At 71.5% G+C, this 16,015-nt stretch carries 15 protein-coding genes; 6 read left to right on the forward strand and 9 right to left on the reverse strand.

Annotated elements, in window-relative coordinates; translation table 11 throughout:
* Window positions 1-43: 43 nt before the first annotated feature.
* The 5 genes from ACWTPI_RS07040 to ACWTPI_RS07060 all read right to left on the reverse strand — a co-directional run bounded on the left by ACWTPI_RS07040 (window position 44) and on the right by ACWTPI_RS07060 (window position 5,800).
* Window positions 44-1,096, reverse strand: a complete 1,053-nt coding sequence (locus ACWTPI_RS07040; RefSeq protein ID WP_454731251.1) for a hypothetical protein — start codon at window positions 1,094-1,096, stop codon at window positions 44-46.
* Window positions 1,093-3,786, reverse strand: a complete 2,694-nt coding sequence (gene mutS / locus ACWTPI_RS07045; protein ID WP_454731252.1) for a DNA mismatch repair protein MutS — start codon at window positions 3,784-3,786, stop codon at window positions 1,093-1,095. Before mutS ends, ACWTPI_RS07040 begins: the two co-directional genes overlap by 4 nt.
* Before the next feature lie 283 nt (window positions 3,787-4,069).
* A complete protein-coding gene (locus ACWTPI_RS07050) occupies window positions 4,070-4,504 on the reverse strand; it encodes a universal stress protein (RefSeq protein ID WP_020207013.1) in 435 nt (144 codons plus the stop codon).
* 41 nt (window positions 4,505-4,545) lie between these two features.
* Window positions 4,546-4,761, reverse strand: a complete 216-nt coding sequence (locus ACWTPI_RS07055) for a YdcH family protein (protein WP_020207012.1) — start codon at window positions 4,759-4,761, stop codon at window positions 4,546-4,548.
* Window positions 4,762-4,984: 223 nt separating this feature from the next.
* Window positions 4,985-5,800, reverse strand: coding sequence for an inositol monophosphatase family protein (locus ACWTPI_RS07060; RefSeq protein ID WP_020207011.1), 816 nt, complete (start codon window positions 5,798-5,800; stop codon window positions 4,985-4,987).
* A gap of 166 nt (window positions 5,801-5,966) precedes the next feature.
* On the opposite strand from ACWTPI_RS07060, the gene ACWTPI_RS07065 reads away from it, so the two are divergent.
* Both ACWTPI_RS07065 and cysE read left to right on the forward strand, forming a co-directional pair.
* Complete coding sequence (locus ACWTPI_RS07065; protein WP_231586533.1) at window positions 5,967-6,884, forward strand: RNA methyltransferase; 918 nt, start codon at window positions 5,967-5,969, stop codon at window positions 6,882-6,884.
* Window positions 6,885-7,225: 341 nt separating this feature from the next.
* Complete coding sequence (cysE, locus tag ACWTPI_RS07070) at window positions 7,226-7,969, forward strand: serine O-acetyltransferase (protein ID WP_020207079.1); 744 nt, start codon at window positions 7,226-7,228, stop codon at window positions 7,967-7,969.
* Between the two features lie 34 nt (window positions 7,970-8,003).
* Here the strand turns inward: cysE and ACWTPI_RS07075 are convergent, their stop codons facing one another.
* From ACWTPI_RS07075 to ACWTPI_RS07090, 4 genes are all read right to left on the reverse strand, one after another.
* Window positions 8,004-8,795 (reverse strand): UDP-2,3-diacylglucosamine diphosphatase, encoded by a 792-nt coding sequence (locus ACWTPI_RS07075; protein ID WP_059412928.1) that lies wholly within the window; start codon window positions 8,793-8,795, stop codon window positions 8,004-8,006.
* Between the two features lie 84 nt (window positions 8,796-8,879).
* Window positions 8,880-9,380 (reverse strand): peptidylprolyl isomerase, encoded by a 501-nt coding sequence (locus ACWTPI_RS07080; protein ID WP_020207077.1) that lies wholly within the window; start codon window positions 9,378-9,380, stop codon window positions 8,880-8,882.
* A 72-nt stretch (window positions 9,381-9,452) separates the two neighbouring features.
* A complete protein-coding gene (locus ACWTPI_RS07085) occupies window positions 9,453-10,037 on the reverse strand; it encodes a peptidylprolyl isomerase (RefSeq protein ID WP_020207076.1) in 585 nt (194 codons plus the stop codon).
* A gap of 90 nt (window positions 10,038-10,127) precedes the next feature.
* Window positions 10,128-10,865: a tetratricopeptide repeat protein gene (locus tag ACWTPI_RS07090; RefSeq protein WP_454731253.1), complete on the reverse strand. Its 738-nt coding sequence runs from the start codon at window positions 10,863-10,865 to the stop codon at window positions 10,128-10,130.
* A 361-nt stretch (window positions 10,866-11,226) separates the two neighbouring features.
* On the opposite strand from ACWTPI_RS07090, the gene cysS reads away from it, so the two are divergent.
* The 4 genes from cysS to tilS all read left to right on the forward strand — a co-directional run bounded on the left by cysS (window position 11,227) and on the right by tilS (window position 15,953).
* Entirely contained in the window at window positions 11,227-12,615 is a 1,389-nt protein-coding gene (cysS, locus tag ACWTPI_RS07095; protein ID WP_020206157.1) for a cysteine--tRNA ligase, read from the forward strand.
* Window positions 12,612-13,451, forward strand: a complete 840-nt coding sequence (locus tag ACWTPI_RS07100) for a DNA-3-methyladenine glycosylase family protein (RefSeq protein ID WP_454731254.1) — start codon at window positions 12,612-12,614, stop codon at window positions 13,449-13,451. Before cysS ends, ACWTPI_RS07100 begins: the two co-directional genes overlap by 4 nt.
* Window positions 13,452-13,567: 116 nt before the next feature.
* Window positions 13,568-14,539 (forward strand): acetyl-CoA carboxylase carboxyltransferase subunit alpha, encoded by a 972-nt coding sequence (locus ACWTPI_RS07105; protein WP_020206155.1) that lies wholly within the window; start codon window positions 13,568-13,570, stop codon window positions 14,537-14,539.
* Window positions 14,505-15,953: a tRNA lysidine(34) synthetase TilS gene (gene tilS, locus ACWTPI_RS07110; RefSeq protein ID WP_454731255.1), complete on the forward strand. Its 1,449-nt coding sequence runs from the start codon at window positions 14,505-14,507 to the stop codon at window positions 15,951-15,953. The genes ACWTPI_RS07105 and tilS overlap by 35 nt, the downstream gene beginning before the upstream one ends.
* Window positions 15,954-16,015: the final 62 nt, after the last annotated feature.

A 16,015-nucleotide genomic window follows, 5' to 3' on the forward strand; every position in this document is an offset into this window, starting at 1 on the left:
GCATTGGCTGCCATCCTGGCCGCCGCATCGTCCCCCGCGCCGCTCAGTCCGGCCCCGGGCCGTCCCTGAGCGTCACCTCGAACGGCCTGGGCGAGCCCGGCGTGATCGCCAGTTCGGCGTACTGCCCGGGCGCGCCGGCCGGCAGCGCCACGCGGGTCACGTTGCGCAGCGTCTTGCCGCCGGCATCGCGCAGCGGCGTGTCGATGCCGAAGCCGCCCAGGCTGGTATGCACCAGCAGTACCTGGCCGCGATAGCGCGCGGCCAGTTCGCGCAACTGGCGCTTGAATTCCAGGAAACCGTCGCGCGCGCGGCGGCGCAGGAAGCCGTCGAACAGCGACGGGTTGCCGCGCTGCTCCCAGCCGTTGCCGAACTGCGGATCGGCGTGGACCAGCACCACGATGCCGGGCAGGTTCTGCTGCTGCGCCAGCGAGAACGCGCGCGCGAGCCACTGGCGGTTGGCCTCGCGGCGGTCCTCGAACTCGCCGTTGCGGCCGCCCTCGGAGCGATAGTGGTTGTTGTCGCCGGGCAGGTTCAGCGTCACCAGCAGCGCGCCGCCGGCGCTCCAGCGCACGTTCTCGCGGTAGCTGCGGAAGGTGGCCTGGTCGGACTGCCGCATCAGCGCGGCGGTGCGCTGGCCCAGTGTGGCGTCGTCGGGAAAGAACAGCTCGCGCAGCCGGTTGAGGCGCTCCACCGCGTCGAAATGGCCGTTCACGTCGCGCTGGCATTCCGCCCAGTCGGTTTCGCCGGGCAGGTAGACCAGCGGCAGCGGCGACTGGTCGAGCAGGCGCTGGCGCGCCGCGAGCAGGGCGTCGCCGCACGATTCGGTGTCGCCCTTGATGCCGCCCAGGTGCACCACGAAATCGAGCCGGCGCTCGGCGGCGTAGTCGAGCAGGTGCGCGGTGCGCGCCTCGGCCGCGGGCCACTGCGGCTGGTCGGCGATCAGCGCCAGGCGCACGGTCGCGGCGGCCGGCGCGGCGGCGCGCCGGGGCGCCGCCGCCGCGTGCAGCGCGGGCAGGGCCAGCGCCGCGCCCAGCAGCACGGCGCGGGCCAGCGCGCGCGCCGGCGCGTGGCGGCGGCGCGGCCCGGTCGGCGTCATGCGGTGGCTACCGCATCCCTGGCCAGCGCCCGCAGCCGGTAGAGCGCGTCGAGTGCCTCGCGCGGGGTCAGGCTGTCGGGGTCGAGCCCGCCGATGGCGTCGAGCAGCGCGGACTGCTCCGGCGACATCGCGCCGCCCTGCGCCGCGGCGGGCTGCGCGTAGTCGTCCTCGTATGCCTCCTCGTCCGGCGCCGGCGGCGCGGCGAACAGGTCGAGCTGCGGCGTGGGCGTGGCGTCGGCCGACTGCTGCTCCAGCCACGCCAGGTGCTTGCGCGCGGCGCGGATCACCGGCTGCGGCACGCCCGCCAGCTGCGCCACCTGCAGGCCGTAGCTCTGGCTGGCCGGGCCGTCCTGCACGGCGTGCAGGAACACGATGCCGTCGCCGTGCTCCACCGCCGAGAGATGCACGTTGGCCGCCTGCGTGAACTCCTGCGGCAGTTGCGTGAGCTCGAAGTAGTGCGTGGCGAACAGCGTGTGGCTGCGGTTGTGCGCCAGCAGGTGGCGCGCGATCGCCCACGCCAGCGCGAGGCCGTCGAAGGTCGAGGTGCCGCGGCCGATCTCGTCCATCAGCACCAGGCTGGCCGGGGTGGCGTTGTGCAGGATGCCGGCCGCCTCGGTCATCTCCACCATGAAGGTGGAGCGCCCGCCGGCGAGGTCGTCGGCCGCGCCGATGCGGGTGAAGATGCGGTCGATCGGGCCGATCACCGCGCGCCGCGCGGGTACGTAGGCGCCCACGCAGGCCAGCAGCACGATCAGCGCGGTCTGGCGCATGAAGGTCGACTTGCCGCCCATGTTCGGGCCGGTGATCAGCAGCAGCTTGCGTGCCTCGGTCAGTTGGCAGTCGTTGGCGATGAACGGCACCGACTCCGACGCGAGCTGGCCTTCCACCACCGGATGGCGGCCCTGCGCGATGTCGATGGCGTTCTCGTCGACGCGCTCGGGCCGGGTCCAGTCCAGCGTCTGCGCGCGCTCGGCCAGCGCCGCCAGCACGTCCAGTCGGGCCAGCGCGCCGGCCACGCGGCGCAGCTCGCCGATATGCGGCAGCAACTGCTGCAGCAGCGCGTCGTAGAGCTGCTTCTCGCGCGCCAGCGCGCGGTCCTGCGCCGACAGCGCCTTGTCCTCGAAGGCCTTGAGCTCGGGCGTGATGTAGCGCTCGGCGTTCTTCAGCGTCTGGCGGCGGCGGTAGTCGTCGGGGACCTTGTCGGCCTGGCCGTTGGTCACTTCGATGTAGAAGCCGTGCACGCGGTTGTATTCCACGCGCAGGTTGGCGATGCCGGTGCGGGTGCGCTCGCGCGTCTCCAGGTCGACCAGGAACTGGCCGCAGTTCTCGGAGATGTCGCGCAGCTCGTCGAGCTCGGCGTCGAAGCCGCGCGCGATCACGCCGCCGTCGCGCACCACGCTGGCCGGCTCGGGCGCCACCGCGGCCACCAGCAGCGCCTGGCAGTCCTGCGGCACGGCCAGCTCGGCCACGGTCTGGCTCAGCAGCGGCGCGGCCTCGTCGGGCCGCACGCGGGCCTGCACCTCGGGCAGCGCGGCCAGCGTGTCGCGCAGCGAGGACAGGTCGCGCGGGCGCGCGTTGAGCAGCGCCAGGCGCGCGGTGATGCGCTCCACGTCGGACAGCCGGCGCAGCGCCGCGCGCAGCGGCTCGATGCCCTGCTCCAGCAGCGCGCCGATGGCCTGCTGGCGCGCCTGCGGCAGCGCGCGGTCGCGCAGCGGGTGGTGCAGCCAGTGGCGCAGCAGGCGGCTGCCCATCGTGGTGGCGCAGGTGTCGAGCAGCGAGAACAGCGTGGGCGATTCGCCGCCGCGCAGGGTCTCGGTCAGCTCCAGGTTGCGGCGCGTGGCGGTGTCCAGGCCGACGAATTCCGATTCGCGCTCGACCGTCACGCCCTGCACGTGGCGCAGCGACTGGCCCTGGGTGGAGGCCGCGTAGTTCAGCAGCGCGCCCACCGCGCCCAGCGCCGCGCCCAGCCCGGCGCAGCCGAACGGGTCCAGGCTGGCCACGCCGAGCTGCTCGCGCAGGCGGCGCGTGCCGGCCTCCTGGTCGAAATGCCATTCCGGCAGGCGCGTGCGCGCGCAGGCCAGCGCCGGCAGCTCGATGCCGTCGGCGAACAGCAGCTCGGCCGGGCGGATGCGCTCCAGTTCGCGGCCCAGCTGCGCCACTTCGCACTCCATCAGGCGCAGCTCGCCGCTGGCGAGGTTGAGCCAGGCCAGCCCCATCTTGCTCACGCCGCGGCGCGTGGTGTGCTGGTGCACCGCCATCAGGAAGGTGTCGGCCTTGTCCGGCAGCAGCGCCGCGTCGGTCAGCGTGCCGGGGGTGACGATGCGCACCACCTTGCGCTCCACCGGCCCCTTGCTGGTGGCGGGGTCGCCGATCTGCTCGCAGATCGCCACCGACTCGCCCAGCTTGACCAGGCGCGCGAGGTACTGGTCCACCGAGTGGAACGGAATGCCGGCCATGCGGATCGGCACGCCGTTGGAGGCGCCGCGCGCGGTCAGCGTGATGTCCAGCAGCCGCGAGGCTTTCTCCGCGTCGTCATGGAAGAGCTCGTAGAAGTCGCCCATCCGGTAGAACAGCAAGGTGTCCGGATGGTCGGCCTTGAGGCGCAGATACTGCTGCATCATCGGCGTGTGCTTGGCGCCGGAAGCCTCCGCCGCCGTCTGGTCCGGGTCCGTCTTTTTCTGCAATCCCATTGCCATTAAACCTGTTTGGCACGGAGGGCCGCTGCCGGCGCCCCCGTGCTTGCCACCGCCTTGCCGGCCCGATCGGCGCGCACGGCGCGCGGCGCGGGCGCGGCGGAAACAATCCGGCCGCGCGAGGGGCCTGCCTCGGGACGCAAGGGGGTATTTCGGAAGATGGGCGATATGGTACAGCACCGGCCGCGCGGCTTGGGGCTGGCGGCGCCCGGCGAGGGCGCCGGGCACGGCAACGCGCCCCGGTGAGCGGGGCGCGGAGGGAGGGCTGGCGCGCGTGCGCTCAGCGGAACACCAGCACCGGGATGGTGCTGTGCGTGAGCACCTTCTGCGTTTCGCTGCCGAGCAGCAGGCCGCTGATGCCGCTGCGGCCGTGCGATGCCATGAAGATCACGTCGCAGCCCTGCTCGGCGGCGGTGGCGATGATGCCGCGGTACGGCGCGGCCGAAACCGAGGTGACGGCGTTGCACGGCACGCCGGCCAGCGCCGCGGACGCTTCGATGCGCGACAGCTCGGCGCGCGCGGCGGCCTCGACGCGCTGCTCGAACACCGAGCGCTTCTCGTGGGTGGCGTCGCTGGTCGGCAGGAACGGATATTCCTCCAGGCTCATGTAGGCGGTCAGCTTGGCGCCGGTGGCGCGGGCGAACTCGATGGCGGCGCCGACGGCCTTCTGGGAAAGCTCGGAACCGTCGATGGGGAGGAGGATGTGCTTGAACATGGGTGGTACCTGGGTTGGGGCGTTGGGGAGGGGGCGGTGCTTCAGGCCGAAGCCTTGCGCAGGATGACGTAAAGCTCGTCCTTGAGCTTGAGCTTTTCCTTCTTGAGGGACTCGATGGCGGTGCTGTCGGCCGGCACCAGCCCGGCTTCCATGTTCTTGATTTCCTGGTCCATCTCGTTGTGGCGATGGAACAGCTTGGCGAAGTGCGTGTCCTGTGCCTTGAGCACAGAGATCAGTTCGCGGAATTCGGGAAACATGCGAGGCTCCTTGAAGTGGCGGTCCGGGCTGCGCGGCGGCCTGCAGCGGGCGGGGGCCCGCGCCAGGGCGAGGGTGCCGGCAGCGCATGCCTTCATTGTGTGCCGGCGCGGCACCGCGGGCCTTGATATGGATCAGGCTCACACGGCGTATGCGCCGCCTGCGCGCAAACGAAAACGCCCGCTCCATGAGGGGCGGGCGTTGCGAGCGGGCGGCGGGGGAGGCTCAGGCCGCCTTGGCGTGGTCGGCCGAGAACGGCGACAGCAGGCGCACCATCTGCGCGAACGCCTTGGGGTTGCCGGCCAGGATCTCGCCCTGCTCGAGCTGGCGCGCCTCGCCGGCGTAGTTGCCGGTCAGGCCGCCGGCCTCGGTCACCAGCAGCATGCCGGCGGCCATGTCCCAGGGCTTGAGGCCCTGCTCGAAGAAGCCGTCGGTGCGGCCGCAGGCCACGTAGGCCAGATCCAGTGCGGCGGCGCCCGGGCGGCGCAGGCCGGCGCAGTTCTGCGTCATCAGCGCGAACAGCTCCATGTACTGGTCCAGGCCGGCCAGGTCGCGGTACGGGAAGCCGGTGCCGACCAGGCAGTCGGCCAGCTTGTCGCGGCGCGAGACGCGGATGCGGCGGTTGTTCAGGAACGCGCCGGCGCCCTTGCTGGCGGTGAAGAGCTCGTCGCGCGTGGGGTCGTAGACCACGGCCTGCACCGGCACGCCCTTGTGCAGCTGGGCGATGGAGACGCAATACTGGGGAAAGCCGTGGATGAAGTTGGTGGTGCCGTCGAGCGGGTCGATCACCCACGTGTATTCGCCGGCTTCCTCGCCCTCGGCCCAGGACTGGCCGGACTCTTCCGCTAGAATGGCGTGTTCCGGGTAGGCCGTGTGGATGATCTCGATGATCGCGGCCTCTGCGGCGCGGTCGACTTCGGTGACGAAATCGTTGTGCTGCTTGCGGGAGACATGGACCCGGTCGACGTCCATCGACGCGCGGTTGATAACGGAACCTGCCTTGCGGGCCGCCTTGACGGCGATATTGAGCATCGGATGCATGAATCTCTCCAGGCCGGCCAGGAGTGCGCCCCCCGGCGCGAAAGGCCGGGCGCGCTGCCCTCCGGGGGCGGCTGACAACACAACGAATTGTAGAAGAACGGGCGCGTCGCCTTGGCCGGAAACCGGCGGAACGGGCGGCGCACCGAAGATGAAGCCTGGATTGTATATGAACCCGCCGAACCAGACGAGTGCCGCCGCCGGCGACGCCGCCGCCACGCCGCGCCAGCCAATGGATATGACGCAGGGCGCACCCGCGGCCTTCGCCGCCGTGCGCTTCGTGCTGGTGGAGACCAGCCATCCCGGCAACGTCGGCGCGGTCGCGCGGGCCATCAAGACGATGGGCTTCGGCGCCGTGCCGGGCAGCCTGGTGCTGGTCGCGCCGCGCGAGCCGGAAGTGCGCGCGCACCCGGACGCGGTGGCGATGGCCAGCGGCGCCGACGACGTGCTGGCCGGCGCGGTGATCGTGGACGGCATCGAGCACGCGCTGGCCGGCACCGCCTACGCGGTGGCGCTGACCGCGCGCCAGCGCGAGTTCGGCCCGCCGCGCCTGCTGCCGCGCGACGCCGCCGCGCAGGCCGCCGGCCGCATCGCCGCGCGTCTGGCCGCCACGCCCGGCGAGCCGCCGGCCGGCGCGCATGTGGCCTTCGTGTTCGGCAACGAGCGCTTCGGCCTGCCCAACGAGGCCGTGGCGCGCTGCGCGGCGGTCACGCACATTCCGGCCAACCCGGCCTACACTTCGCTCAACCTGGCGCAGGCCGTGCAGCTGATCGCCTACGAGATGCGGCTGGCCCTGCTGGCGCCGCGCGCCACGCCGCTGGCCGAGATCGGCTATGCTGGCGAGCCGGCCACCGCCGAGCAGGTCGAGGCCATGTTCGGCCACCTGCAGACGGGGCTCGAGGCGATCGGCTTTCTCGACCCGGCCGCGCCCAAGAAGCTGATGCCGCGCCTGCGCCGGCTGCTGGCGCGCAGCGGGCTGGAGCGCGAAGAAGTGAACATCCTGCGCGGCATCGCCAAGCACATGCTGCTGGCCGCGCGCGGCGAGGTCCCCGGCGCCGCGCGCGCGCCGGGCAAACAGGAGACGTAAGCGGTGGTGCAGATTCCTGCCTTCGGCGCGATCCACGCGATCGGCCTGACGACGACCGGCCCGGCAGTTGGCCCGACAACCGGCCCGGTAGCCGGCACGACGACCGGGCCGTTCCGCGCGCCCGCGCGATGTTGACGGCCGGCGCCGCCGGCGTCCGCCAGCGCGGACGGGGCGGCGCACGCGCAGTCAATGTCCATGACGGCAGCAGGGCACCAAATCTCTTACACTCCCTGCTCCGTTCCCACCGGCCAACGACCATGCCGGCGATCGCGTTTCCACCCCGGCGCACCTGACCGGGCCGGGGCCCGCGGCGCACGGCAGGGCAACACGACACGACCACGATGTTCTCTCGTCTGAAGGAAGATATCGACGCCATCATGCGGCGCGATCCCGCCGCGCGCAGCCGTCTCGAGGTGCTGACCTGCTATCCCGGCCTGCATGCCGTGGTGTTCCACCGGTTCGCGCACGCCTGCTGGAACGCGGGCTTTCACTGGCTGGGGCGCTGGATCTCGCACTGGTCGCGCTTTCTCACCGGCATCGAGATCCACCCGGGCGCCAAGGTCGGGCGGCGCGTGTTCATCGACCACGGCATGGGCGTGGTGGTGGGCGAGACCGCCGAGATCGGCGACGACTGTACCATCTACCAGGGCGTGACGCTGGGCGGCACCTCGCTCTACAAGGGGCAGAAGCGGCATCCCACGCTGGGCGCGGGCGTGGTGGTCAGCGCCGGCGCCAAGGTGCTGGGCGGCTACACCATCGGCGACGGCGCGCGCATCGGCTCCAACGCCGTGGTGCTCAAGCCGGTGCCGCCGGGCGCCACCGCGGTGGGCGTGCCGGCGCGCATCATCCTGCCCGACGCGCCCGGCGCGCAGCAGGGCGCCAAGCAGGAATTCTCGGCCTACGGCATCACGCCCAACGCGGACGACCCGGTCTCGCTGGCGCTCAAGAGCCTGATCGACAACGCCGCGCAGCAGCACGAGCGGCTGGAGATCGTGATGGCCGCGCTGGACCGGCTCGGCGAGCATCTCGAGAACACGCCGAACGACCGGTTCGACGCCAGCGAGCTGCGCAAGCTGATGAAGTGACGATGATGGCGGCGCGGGGCCGCGCCGGGCACGCTCAGTCCGCCTGCGGCAGCACGCTGAAGCCGCTGGCGTCGAGCTGCAGCACCGCCGCGCGCGGGCGCCGGCCGTCGAGGTCCCAGTCGGTCAGCACCCAGCGCACGCCTTCGGCGCTTTCGTGGCGCGCGGGGCGGTGGGTGTGGCCGTGCACCAGCACCGGCGCGCGGCTGGCGCGCAGCAGCGCGGCCACCGCCTGCGGCGCGGTGTCGCCGTAGTCGGGCGGCGCGTCGCGGCGCGCCTGGCGGGCGCGGCCGGCTTCGCTGTCGGCGCGCAGCCGGCGCGCCACGCGCAGGCGCAGCGCCAGCGGCAGCGCCAGGAACGCGCGCTGCACCCAGCCCTTGCGGGTCCAGCGGCGAAAGCGCATATAGCGCGCGTCGCCGGTGCACAGCATGTCGCCGTGGCTCAGCGCCACGCGCTGCCCGGCGCAGTCGATCACGGTCGGGTCGGGCAGCAGCGTGGCCCCGGCGGCGCGCGCGAAGCGCTCGCCCAGCAGGAAATCGCGGTTGCCGTGCATCAGGTACACCTGCACGCCGTAGCGGGCCAGCTCGCGCAGCCGGGCCGCGATCTGCGCCGCGAACGGGCTGTCGGTCTCCTCGTCGCCCACCCAGAACTCGAAGAAGTCGCCGAGGATGAACAGCGCGCGCGCCTGCACGGCGGCGCGCTCGAGCACGCGCTCGAACGACGCCAGCGTGCGCGGCATCGCGGGCGTGAGGTGCAGGTCGGAAATGAACCACGCCGGCTCCGGCACCGCGAGGGCGCCGGCAGCCGGCGTGGAGGGGGGCATGGTCATGGGGAGGGAAAGAAGTTCTGGCCCGACATCATGCCGCGACCCGGCGCCACCCGGCGGCACGGACCGCCGGGCTGCGCCGCGGATTTACTCGACCACCACGGCCTTTTCGATGACCACGTCCTCGAGCGGCACGTCCTGGTGGAAGCCGGCGCTGCCGGTGCGCACGCCCTTGATCTTCTCGACCACGTCGGCGCCTTCGCTCACCTTGCCGAACACGGCGTAGCCGAAGCCCTGCGGGGTCGGCGAGGTGAAGTTGAGGAAGTCGTTGTCGACCGTGTTGATGAAGAACTGCGCGGTGGCCGAGTGGGGCGCGTTGGTGCGCGCCATCGCCACCGTGTAGCGGTCGTTCTTGAGGCCGTTGCCGGCCTCGTTCTCGATCGGGGCGTCGGTGCCCTTTTGCTTCATGCCGGGCTCGAAGCCGCCGCCCTGGATCATGAAGTTCTTGATGACGCGGTGGAAAATCGTGTTGTCGTAGTGGCCCTTGCGCACGTAGGACAGGAAATTCTCGACCGACTTCGGCGCCTTCTCGGCGTCGAGCTCGATGGTGATGACACCCTGGTTGGTGTGGAGTTCTACCTTGGACATGTTGCTTTCCTCTGTTCGGTGATTGCCTGGCTGTTGCCCGGCGTGACGACGGGGCGGGGCGGCCGTGCAGCCTTACTTGACGACCGTGGCCGACTCGATGACGATCGGCGCGGCCGGCACGTTGTGCATCGGGCCATATGACGTGGTAGGCGCGCTCTTGATCTTGTCGACGGTATCCATGCCTTCCACCACCTTGCCGAACACGGCATAGCCGTTGCCGTCCGGCTGCGGATAGTCGAGGTTGGAATTATCCACCACATTGACGAAGAACTGTGCGGTGGCCGAGTTGGGATCGCTGGTGCGCGCCATCGCCACCGTGCCGGCCTTGTTCTTCAGCCCGTTCTGCGCTTCCAGCGGGATCGGCGCGCGCGTGGCCTTCTGCTTCATGTCGCGGTCGAAGCCGCCGCCCTGCACCATGAAGCCGTTGATGACGCGGTGGAAGATGGTGCCGCTGTAGAAGCCGCTCTTGACGTACTCGAGGAAGTTCGCCACGGTCTTGGGCGCGGCATCGGGGTAGACCTCGATCGTGAATTTGCCCGCGCTGGTGACGAACTGCACCCGTTCGGTCCTGGTCTGCTGTGCCTGCGAGGCCAGCGGCGACAGCGCCAGGGCACCGGCGAACAGGCCGGCAAGGACGAGGCGACGCGAAAAAATCATGCTTGACTCCGTGGGTCGGGGAAACATTGGGGACGGGCCGCGGCCCGCCTGCCGGATAGGGAGGATGCGGCGGCTATGGCGTCTGTGACGTTACCGCGCGGGTTCGGCGGCGGCATCGCTGGCGGCGCCGCTCGCGCGGGTCTCGGTGGCGGCCGCGGCGGCGCTGGCGGCCGGCTTGCGCCGCGCGCCGGCGGCCGGCGCTGCCGGCGCCGGGGTGGCCGTCAGCTGCCGGAGGCCGGCCTGCGCCACGGCGTCCGCCGGGTTGCGGCGCAGCGCGTCGCGGTAGGCAGTCTCGGCCAGGCGGCGGTAGACGTCGCCGAGATTGGCGTAGCCGACCGAGAAGCCTGGCCTGACCTCGACCGCGAGCAGCAATTCCGCCTCGGCGCGCTTGAGGTCGCCGCGCCTGGCATACAGCAGCGCCAGGTTGTTGTGCGGCTCGGGCAGCTCGGGGAAGTCCTGGGCCATCGACGACAGCGCGGCAATCGCCTCGTCCTCGCGCCCGGCCTGGGCCAGCGCCCAGGCGCGCTCGAAACGCGCCTGCGCATTGCGCGGGTTGGTGGCCAGCACGCGGTCGAAGCCGCTGATGGCCTCGTCGTAGTGTTGCTGCGCCGCGGCCTTCTGCGCCGCGGCCATGCCCGGGTCCGCCGAGCGCACGCCGCCCGGTGGCGTGGCCGGCGCCGCCAGCGAGAGCGGCCCGTTCTGCGCGCCGGCGGGTGCCGCCGCCAGCAGGCCCGCCAGCATTGCCGCCAGGCCGATCGACGCGGCCGCGGTGCGTCGGCGCGCGGGCTTGGGTGAAGCGGTTTTCAGGGTGGGCAGGAACAGGCTCATGTAAGGGCGGTCCGTTATACTCCGCGGCATTCTAGCAAAGCGCGGCCCGCGGGCCGCGCTTTGCCGCTTGTGCGGGCGCGCCGCGGCGCGCGGCGGGCCGCCTCCGGGTGCCGCCGTGGTGCGCCGCGAGGCGCGGGGCGCGTCACGGCGGGCGGGCGCTTCCGGTAAGATATGGGGCGCGCCGGAATTTGCCCGGGCGCAAATCGCCGGACTCGCGAATGGCGCGACAATGGCATGACGATCTGGCGCGATTGTCGCCTTGTCGCCTTGTCGCCTGGCCGTGTCGCTGTGCCCTGTTGTGCCGTCGCTGTCGCAACCTGTCATGCTGCCGGCAGGATTTCTCTTCCATTCACCTCGTTTCATGTATCCACTGAATATCTACAACACGCTCGCGCGTGAAAAGCAGCTCTTCGTGCCAATCGAACCCGGCCGCGTGCGCATGTACGTCTGCGGCATGACGGTGTACGACTATTGCCACGTCGGCCACGCGCGCGTGATGGTGGTGTTCGACATGGTGCAGCGCTGGCTGCGCACTGCCGGCTACGAGGTGACGTATGTGCAGAACATCACCGACATCGACGACAAGATCATCCGCCGCGCGGCCGAGAACGGCGAGACCATCGGCGCGCTGACCGACCGCTTCATCCGCTACATGCACGAAGATGCCGACGCGCTCGGCATCCAGCGCCCGGACCACGAGCCGCGCGCCACCGAGTACGTGCCGCAGATGCTCGACATCATCGGCAAGCTCGAGGCGCGCGGCCTGGCCTACCAGGCCAGCGACGGCGACGTGAACTATGCGGTGCGCAAGTTCCCGAACTACGGCCGCCTGTCGGGCAAGTCGCTCGAGGACCTGCGCGCCGGCGAGCGCGTGGCCGCCAACGAGGCCAAGCACGACCCGCTCGACTTCGTGCTGTGGAAGTCGGCCAAGGAAAGCGAGCCGGCCGAAAGCAAGTGGCAGTCGAAGTGGGGCGTGGGCCGCCCGGGCTGGCACATCGAATGCTCGGCCATGAGCTGCGCGCTGCTGGGCGAGCATTTCGACATCCACGGCGGCGGCGCCGACCTGCAGTTCCCGCACCACGAGAACGAGATCGCGCAGTCCGAGGGGGCGAGCGGCCAGACCTTCGTCAACCTGTGGATGCACAACGGCTTCGTGCGCATCAACGACGAGAAGATGTCGAAGTCGCTCGGCAACTTCTTCACCATCCGCGAGGTGCTGGCCGCCTACGACGCGGAAGTGGTGCGCTTCTTCATCCTGCGCGCGCACTACCGCAGCCCGCTGAACTACAGCGACGCGCATCTCGACGACGCCCGCCATTCGCTCACGCGCCTGTACACCGCGCTCAAGGACGTGCAGCCCGACGGCGAGCCGCTCGACTGGGAGGAAGCGCACGCGAAGCGCTTCGTCGACGCGATGGGCGACGACTTCAACACGCCGATCGCGATGGCCGTGCTGTTCGACCTCGCCAGCGAGGTCAACCGCACCGGCGCGCCGGCGATGGCACGCCAGCTCAAGGGCCTGGGCGCCACGCTGGGCCTGCTCGGGCGCGACGCGCACGCCTTCCTGCAAGGCGGCAAGAGCGCCGACGGCCTGCAGCCCGGGCAGATCGAGGCGCTGATCGCCGCGCGCAAGGAAGCCAAGGCCGGGCGCAATTTCGCCGAGGCCGACCGCATCCGCGCCGAGCTGCTGGCCGGCGGCGTGATCCTCGAAGACAAGCCGGGCGGTGTCACCGAGTGGAGGCGCGCTTGAACGCTGCCGCGCGCAAGACGGTGCCGCCCGCGGCGCCGGCCAAGACCGCCGCGGCCGGCAAGGCCGCCGCGCCCCGGCCGGCCAAGGCCGCAGGCGTGGCCAAGGCCGCCGCCAAGCCGGTGAAGCCGGCACCCAAGGCCGGCGCGCGCGCCGCCAAGGCGCCCGCGCTGCCCGAGGCGCAGGCGGTGCCGCTGCCGGTCGAGGCCGTGGTCGACGCGGTGCGTCCCGCTTACTGGGACGAGGCCTGCGCCGACCTGATGAAGCGCGACCGCATCCTGCGCAAGATGATCCCCACCTACGGCCCCGCGCACCTGATCTCGCGCGGCGACCCCTTCATCACGCTGGCCCGCTCGGTGGTCGGCCAGCAGATCTCGGTCAAGGCCGCGCAGACCGTGTGGGAACGGCTGGCGGCGCTCTGTCCCCGGCTGACGCCGGCGCAGATGCTCAAGGCCGGGTACGAGAGCCTGGCCGGGTGCGGCCTGTCGCGCCGCAAGGCCGAGTACATCGTCGACCTCGCCGAGCATTTCAAGGCCGGGCGCGTGCACGTGGGAAGCTGGGCGGAGATGGACGACGAAGCGGTCATCGCCGAGCTCACGCAGATCCGCGGCATCGGCCGCTGGACCGCCGAGATGTTCCTGATGTTCAACCTGATGCGGCCCAACGTGCTGCCGCTCGACGACGTCGGCCTGATCAACGCCATTTCGGCTAATTATTTCAGCGGCGAGCCCGTCACGCGCAGTGAGGCGCGCGAGGTTGCCGCCAACTGGGAGCCCTGGCGCACCGTGGCCACCTGGTACATGTGGCGCAGCCTTGACCCGCTGCCAGTGACCTATTAGCCTGACGGGGCGCAGAATTTGCAAGGAAGTGCGCGAGACTGCATCCGCAGACTTGCGGTTCAGCGGGCGAATTCCGGTAGAATGCGCCCCTTCACAGACAGGTACGTGTGATTCTCATGAAAACCACCTTCCTGGATTTTGAGCAGCCCATTGCCGAACTCGAGGCAAAGATCGAAGAACTGCGTTTCGTGCAGGACGATTCGGCTGTCGACATCTCCGAAGAAATCTCGCGGCTGGCCGGCAAGAGCCAGCAGCTTACCAAGGACATCTACGCCAACCTGACCCCGTGGCAGGTGGCGCAGATCGCCCGGCATCCGCAGCGTCCCTACACGCTGGACTACGTGCGCGAAATCTTCACCGATTTCCACGAGCTGCACGGCGACCGCGCGTTTGCCGACGATCTCTCCATCGTGGGCGGGCTGGCCCGCTTCAACGGCCAGGCCTGCATGGTGATCGGCCACCAGAAGGGCCGCGACACCAAGGAGCGCGCGCTGCGCAACTTCGGCATGTCCAAGCCCGAAGGCTACCGCAAGGCCAAGCGCCTGATGGAGCTGGCGGACAAGTTCGGCCTGCCGATCTTCACCTTCGTCGACACCCCGGGCGCATTCCCCGGCATCGACGCCGAAGAGCGCGGCCAGTCCGAGGCCATCGGCCACAACCTCTACGTGATGGCCGGCCTCAAGGTGCCCCTGATCGCCACCATCATCGGCGAAGGCGGCTCCGGCGGCGCGCTGGCGATCGCCGTGGGCGACGTGGTGCAGATGCTGCAGTTCGCCACCTACGCCGTGATCTCGCCGGAAGGCTGCGCCTCGATCCTGTGGAAGACCGCCGAGAAGGCGCCCGAAGCCGCCGAGGCGCTGGGCCTGACCGCGCACCGCCTCAAGGCGCTCGGCCTGATCGACAAGATCGTCAGCGAGCCGCTCGGCGGCGCGCACCGCGACGCCAAGGGCATGGCCGCCATGCTCAAGCGCTCGCTGGCCGATTCGCTGCGCCAGTTCCAGGGCATGGACGTGAAGGAGCTGCAGGCGCGCCGCCACGCGCGCTTGCTGGCCTATGGCAAGTTCAAGGAATCCGGCACGGCGGGCTGATCCGTCCGCCGGCTTGACCGACAAGGTCGCACAGGCCCTCCAGGCCGGTGCGGCCTTTGTCGTTTCTGGTCCCGGCGAGCGGAGCGGCACGGTGGCGGTGGCGCTGTCGGGCGGGCGCGACTCGGTCGCGCTGCTGCACGCGCTGCGCGCGGCGGTGTGCGCCGCCGCGCTGCCGCTGCGCGTGGTGGCGCTGCACGTGCACCACGGCCTGCAGGCCCGCGCCGACGAGTGGGATGCGTTCTGCGCATCGCTGTGCCGCGACTGGCAGGTGCCGTTCCTGAGCCGCCGCGTCACCGTCGGCCAGCAGCACGGCGAAGGCCTCGAAGCCGCCGCGCGGCGCGCGCGCTACGCCGCGCTCGAAGCCATGTGCGGCGAGGCCGGCGCGCACCTGCTGCTGTTCGCCCATCACCAGGACGACCAGGCCGAGACCGTGCTGCTGCGCCTGTTCCGCGGCAGCGGCCTGGCCGGGCTGGGCGGCATGCCGCGCCTGCGGCGCATGGGTGCGGACCGGCAGATCGTGCTGCTGCGTCCCTGGCTCGACGCGGGCCGCGACCAGATCGACGCCTACTGCGCGGTCCACGCGCTGCCGTGGATCGACGACCCCTCCAACCACGACCCGCGTTTCGCCCGCAACGCGCTGCGCCAGCACATGCCGGCGCTGGCCGCCGCATTCCCGGCGCTGCGCGCCAACGTGGCGCAGGCCGCCGCGCACCTCGCGCAGGCCGGCGAACTGCTCGACGCGCTCGCCACGGAATGGATGGCGCCGCTGGTGCGCCCGCCGCGCGACGCCGCCACCGTGGCCGAGCTCGACCTCGCCGGGCTGCGCACGTTGTCCGCGGCCCAGGCCGACGCCGTGCTGCGCCTGTGGCTGCGCGAGCTCGGCACGCAGGCGCCGTCCACCGCGCGGCTGTCCGCCATGCGCGCGCAGTTGATCCGGCACGACGGCGGCGAGCCCGCCATCCGTCACGAAGCGCTGGTGCTGCGGCGTTTCCAGGGCCGCGTGCTGGCCTGCCGCGCCGAGCCGGATGTGTCCCCGCCGGAACTGGCCCTGCGCTGGAACGGCGAGGCGAGCCTGCCCGCGCCATCGTGGCGCGGCGAACTGCGCTTCACGCGCGACGACACCTTCGGCGTGCCCGAGGCCGTGCTGCGCGAGCCGCTGCGACTGGCCGCGCGGCAGGGCGGGGAACGCATCGTGCTGCGCCCCGGCGGCCCCGCGCGCGCGCTCAAGCAGGCCTACCAGGAAGCCGGCGTGCCGGCGGCGCGGCGCGCGCGCCTGCCGCTGCTGTGGGCCGGCGGCCAGCTGGTGTTCGCGGCCGGCCTCGGCATGCACCGCCGGTGGCCGCAGGCGCCGGCCGCGCCGCGCTGGCGCATCGAATGGTCGGCGTGGCAGGGCGGGGCGCCGGCCGCCGAATAGGCCGCATCCGGCGCCGTGCGGCCGCGAAAAACGCCGCGCGCGGCGGCCTCCGCGGCGCGGGT

The sequence above is a fragment of the Cupriavidus ulmosensis genome (assembly GCF_977008105.1).

What these genes read in the sequence shown, in the direction of transcription:
- ACWTPI_RS07040 (WP_454731251.1), bottom strand. Translation starts at nt 1,096, where the DNA reads ATGACGCCGACCGGGCCGCGCCGCCGCCACGCGCCGGCGCGCGCGCTG.
- mutS (WP_454731252.1), bottom strand. Translation starts at nt 3,786, where the DNA reads ATGGGATTGCAGAAAAAGACGGACCCGGACCAGACGGCGGCGGAGGCT.
- ACWTPI_RS07050 (WP_020207013.1), bottom strand. Translation starts at nt 4,504, where the DNA reads ATGTTCAAGCACATCCTCCTCCCCATCGACGGTTCCGAGCTTTCCCAG.
- ACWTPI_RS07055 (WP_020207012.1), bottom strand. Translation starts at nt 4,761, where the DNA reads ATGTTTCCCGAATTCCGCGAACTGATCTCTGTGCTCAAGGCACAGGAC.
- ACWTPI_RS07060 (WP_020207011.1), bottom strand. Translation starts at nt 5,800, where the DNA reads ATGCATCCGATGCTCAATATCGCCGTCAAGGCGGCCCGCAAGGCAGGT.
- ACWTPI_RS07065 (WP_231586533.1), top strand. Translation starts at nt 5,967, where the DNA reads ATGAACCCGCCGAACCAGACGAGTGCCGCCGCCGGCGACGCCGCCGCC.
- cysE (WP_020207079.1), top strand. Translation starts at nt 7,226, where the DNA reads ATGTTCTCTCGTCTGAAGGAAGATATCGACGCCATCATGCGGCGCGAT.
- ACWTPI_RS07075 (WP_059412928.1), bottom strand. Translation starts at nt 8,795, where the DNA reads ATGACCATGCCCCCCTCCACGCCGGCTGCCGGCGCCCTCGCGGTGCCG.
- ACWTPI_RS07080 (WP_020207077.1), bottom strand. Translation starts at nt 9,380, where the DNA reads ATGTCCAAGGTAGAACTCCACACCAACCAGGGTGTCATCACCATCGAG.
- ACWTPI_RS07085 (WP_020207076.1), bottom strand. Translation starts at nt 10,037, where the DNA reads ATGATTTTTTCGCGTCGCCTCGTCCTTGCCGGCCTGTTCGCCGGTGCC.
- ACWTPI_RS07090 (WP_454731253.1), bottom strand. Translation starts at nt 10,865, where the DNA reads ATGAGCCTGTTCCTGCCCACCCTGAAAACCGCTTCACCCAAGCCCGCG.
- cysS (WP_020206157.1), top strand. Translation starts at nt 11,227, where the DNA reads ATGTATCCACTGAATATCTACAACACGCTCGCGCGTGAAAAGCAGCTC.
- ACWTPI_RS07105 (WP_020206155.1), top strand. Translation starts at nt 13,568, where the DNA reads ATGAAAACCACCTTCCTGGATTTTGAGCAGCCCATTGCCGAACTCGAG.
- tilS (WP_454731255.1), top strand. Translation starts at nt 14,505, where the DNA reads ATGGCAAGTTCAAGGAATCCGGCACGGCGGGCTGATCCGTCCGCCGGC.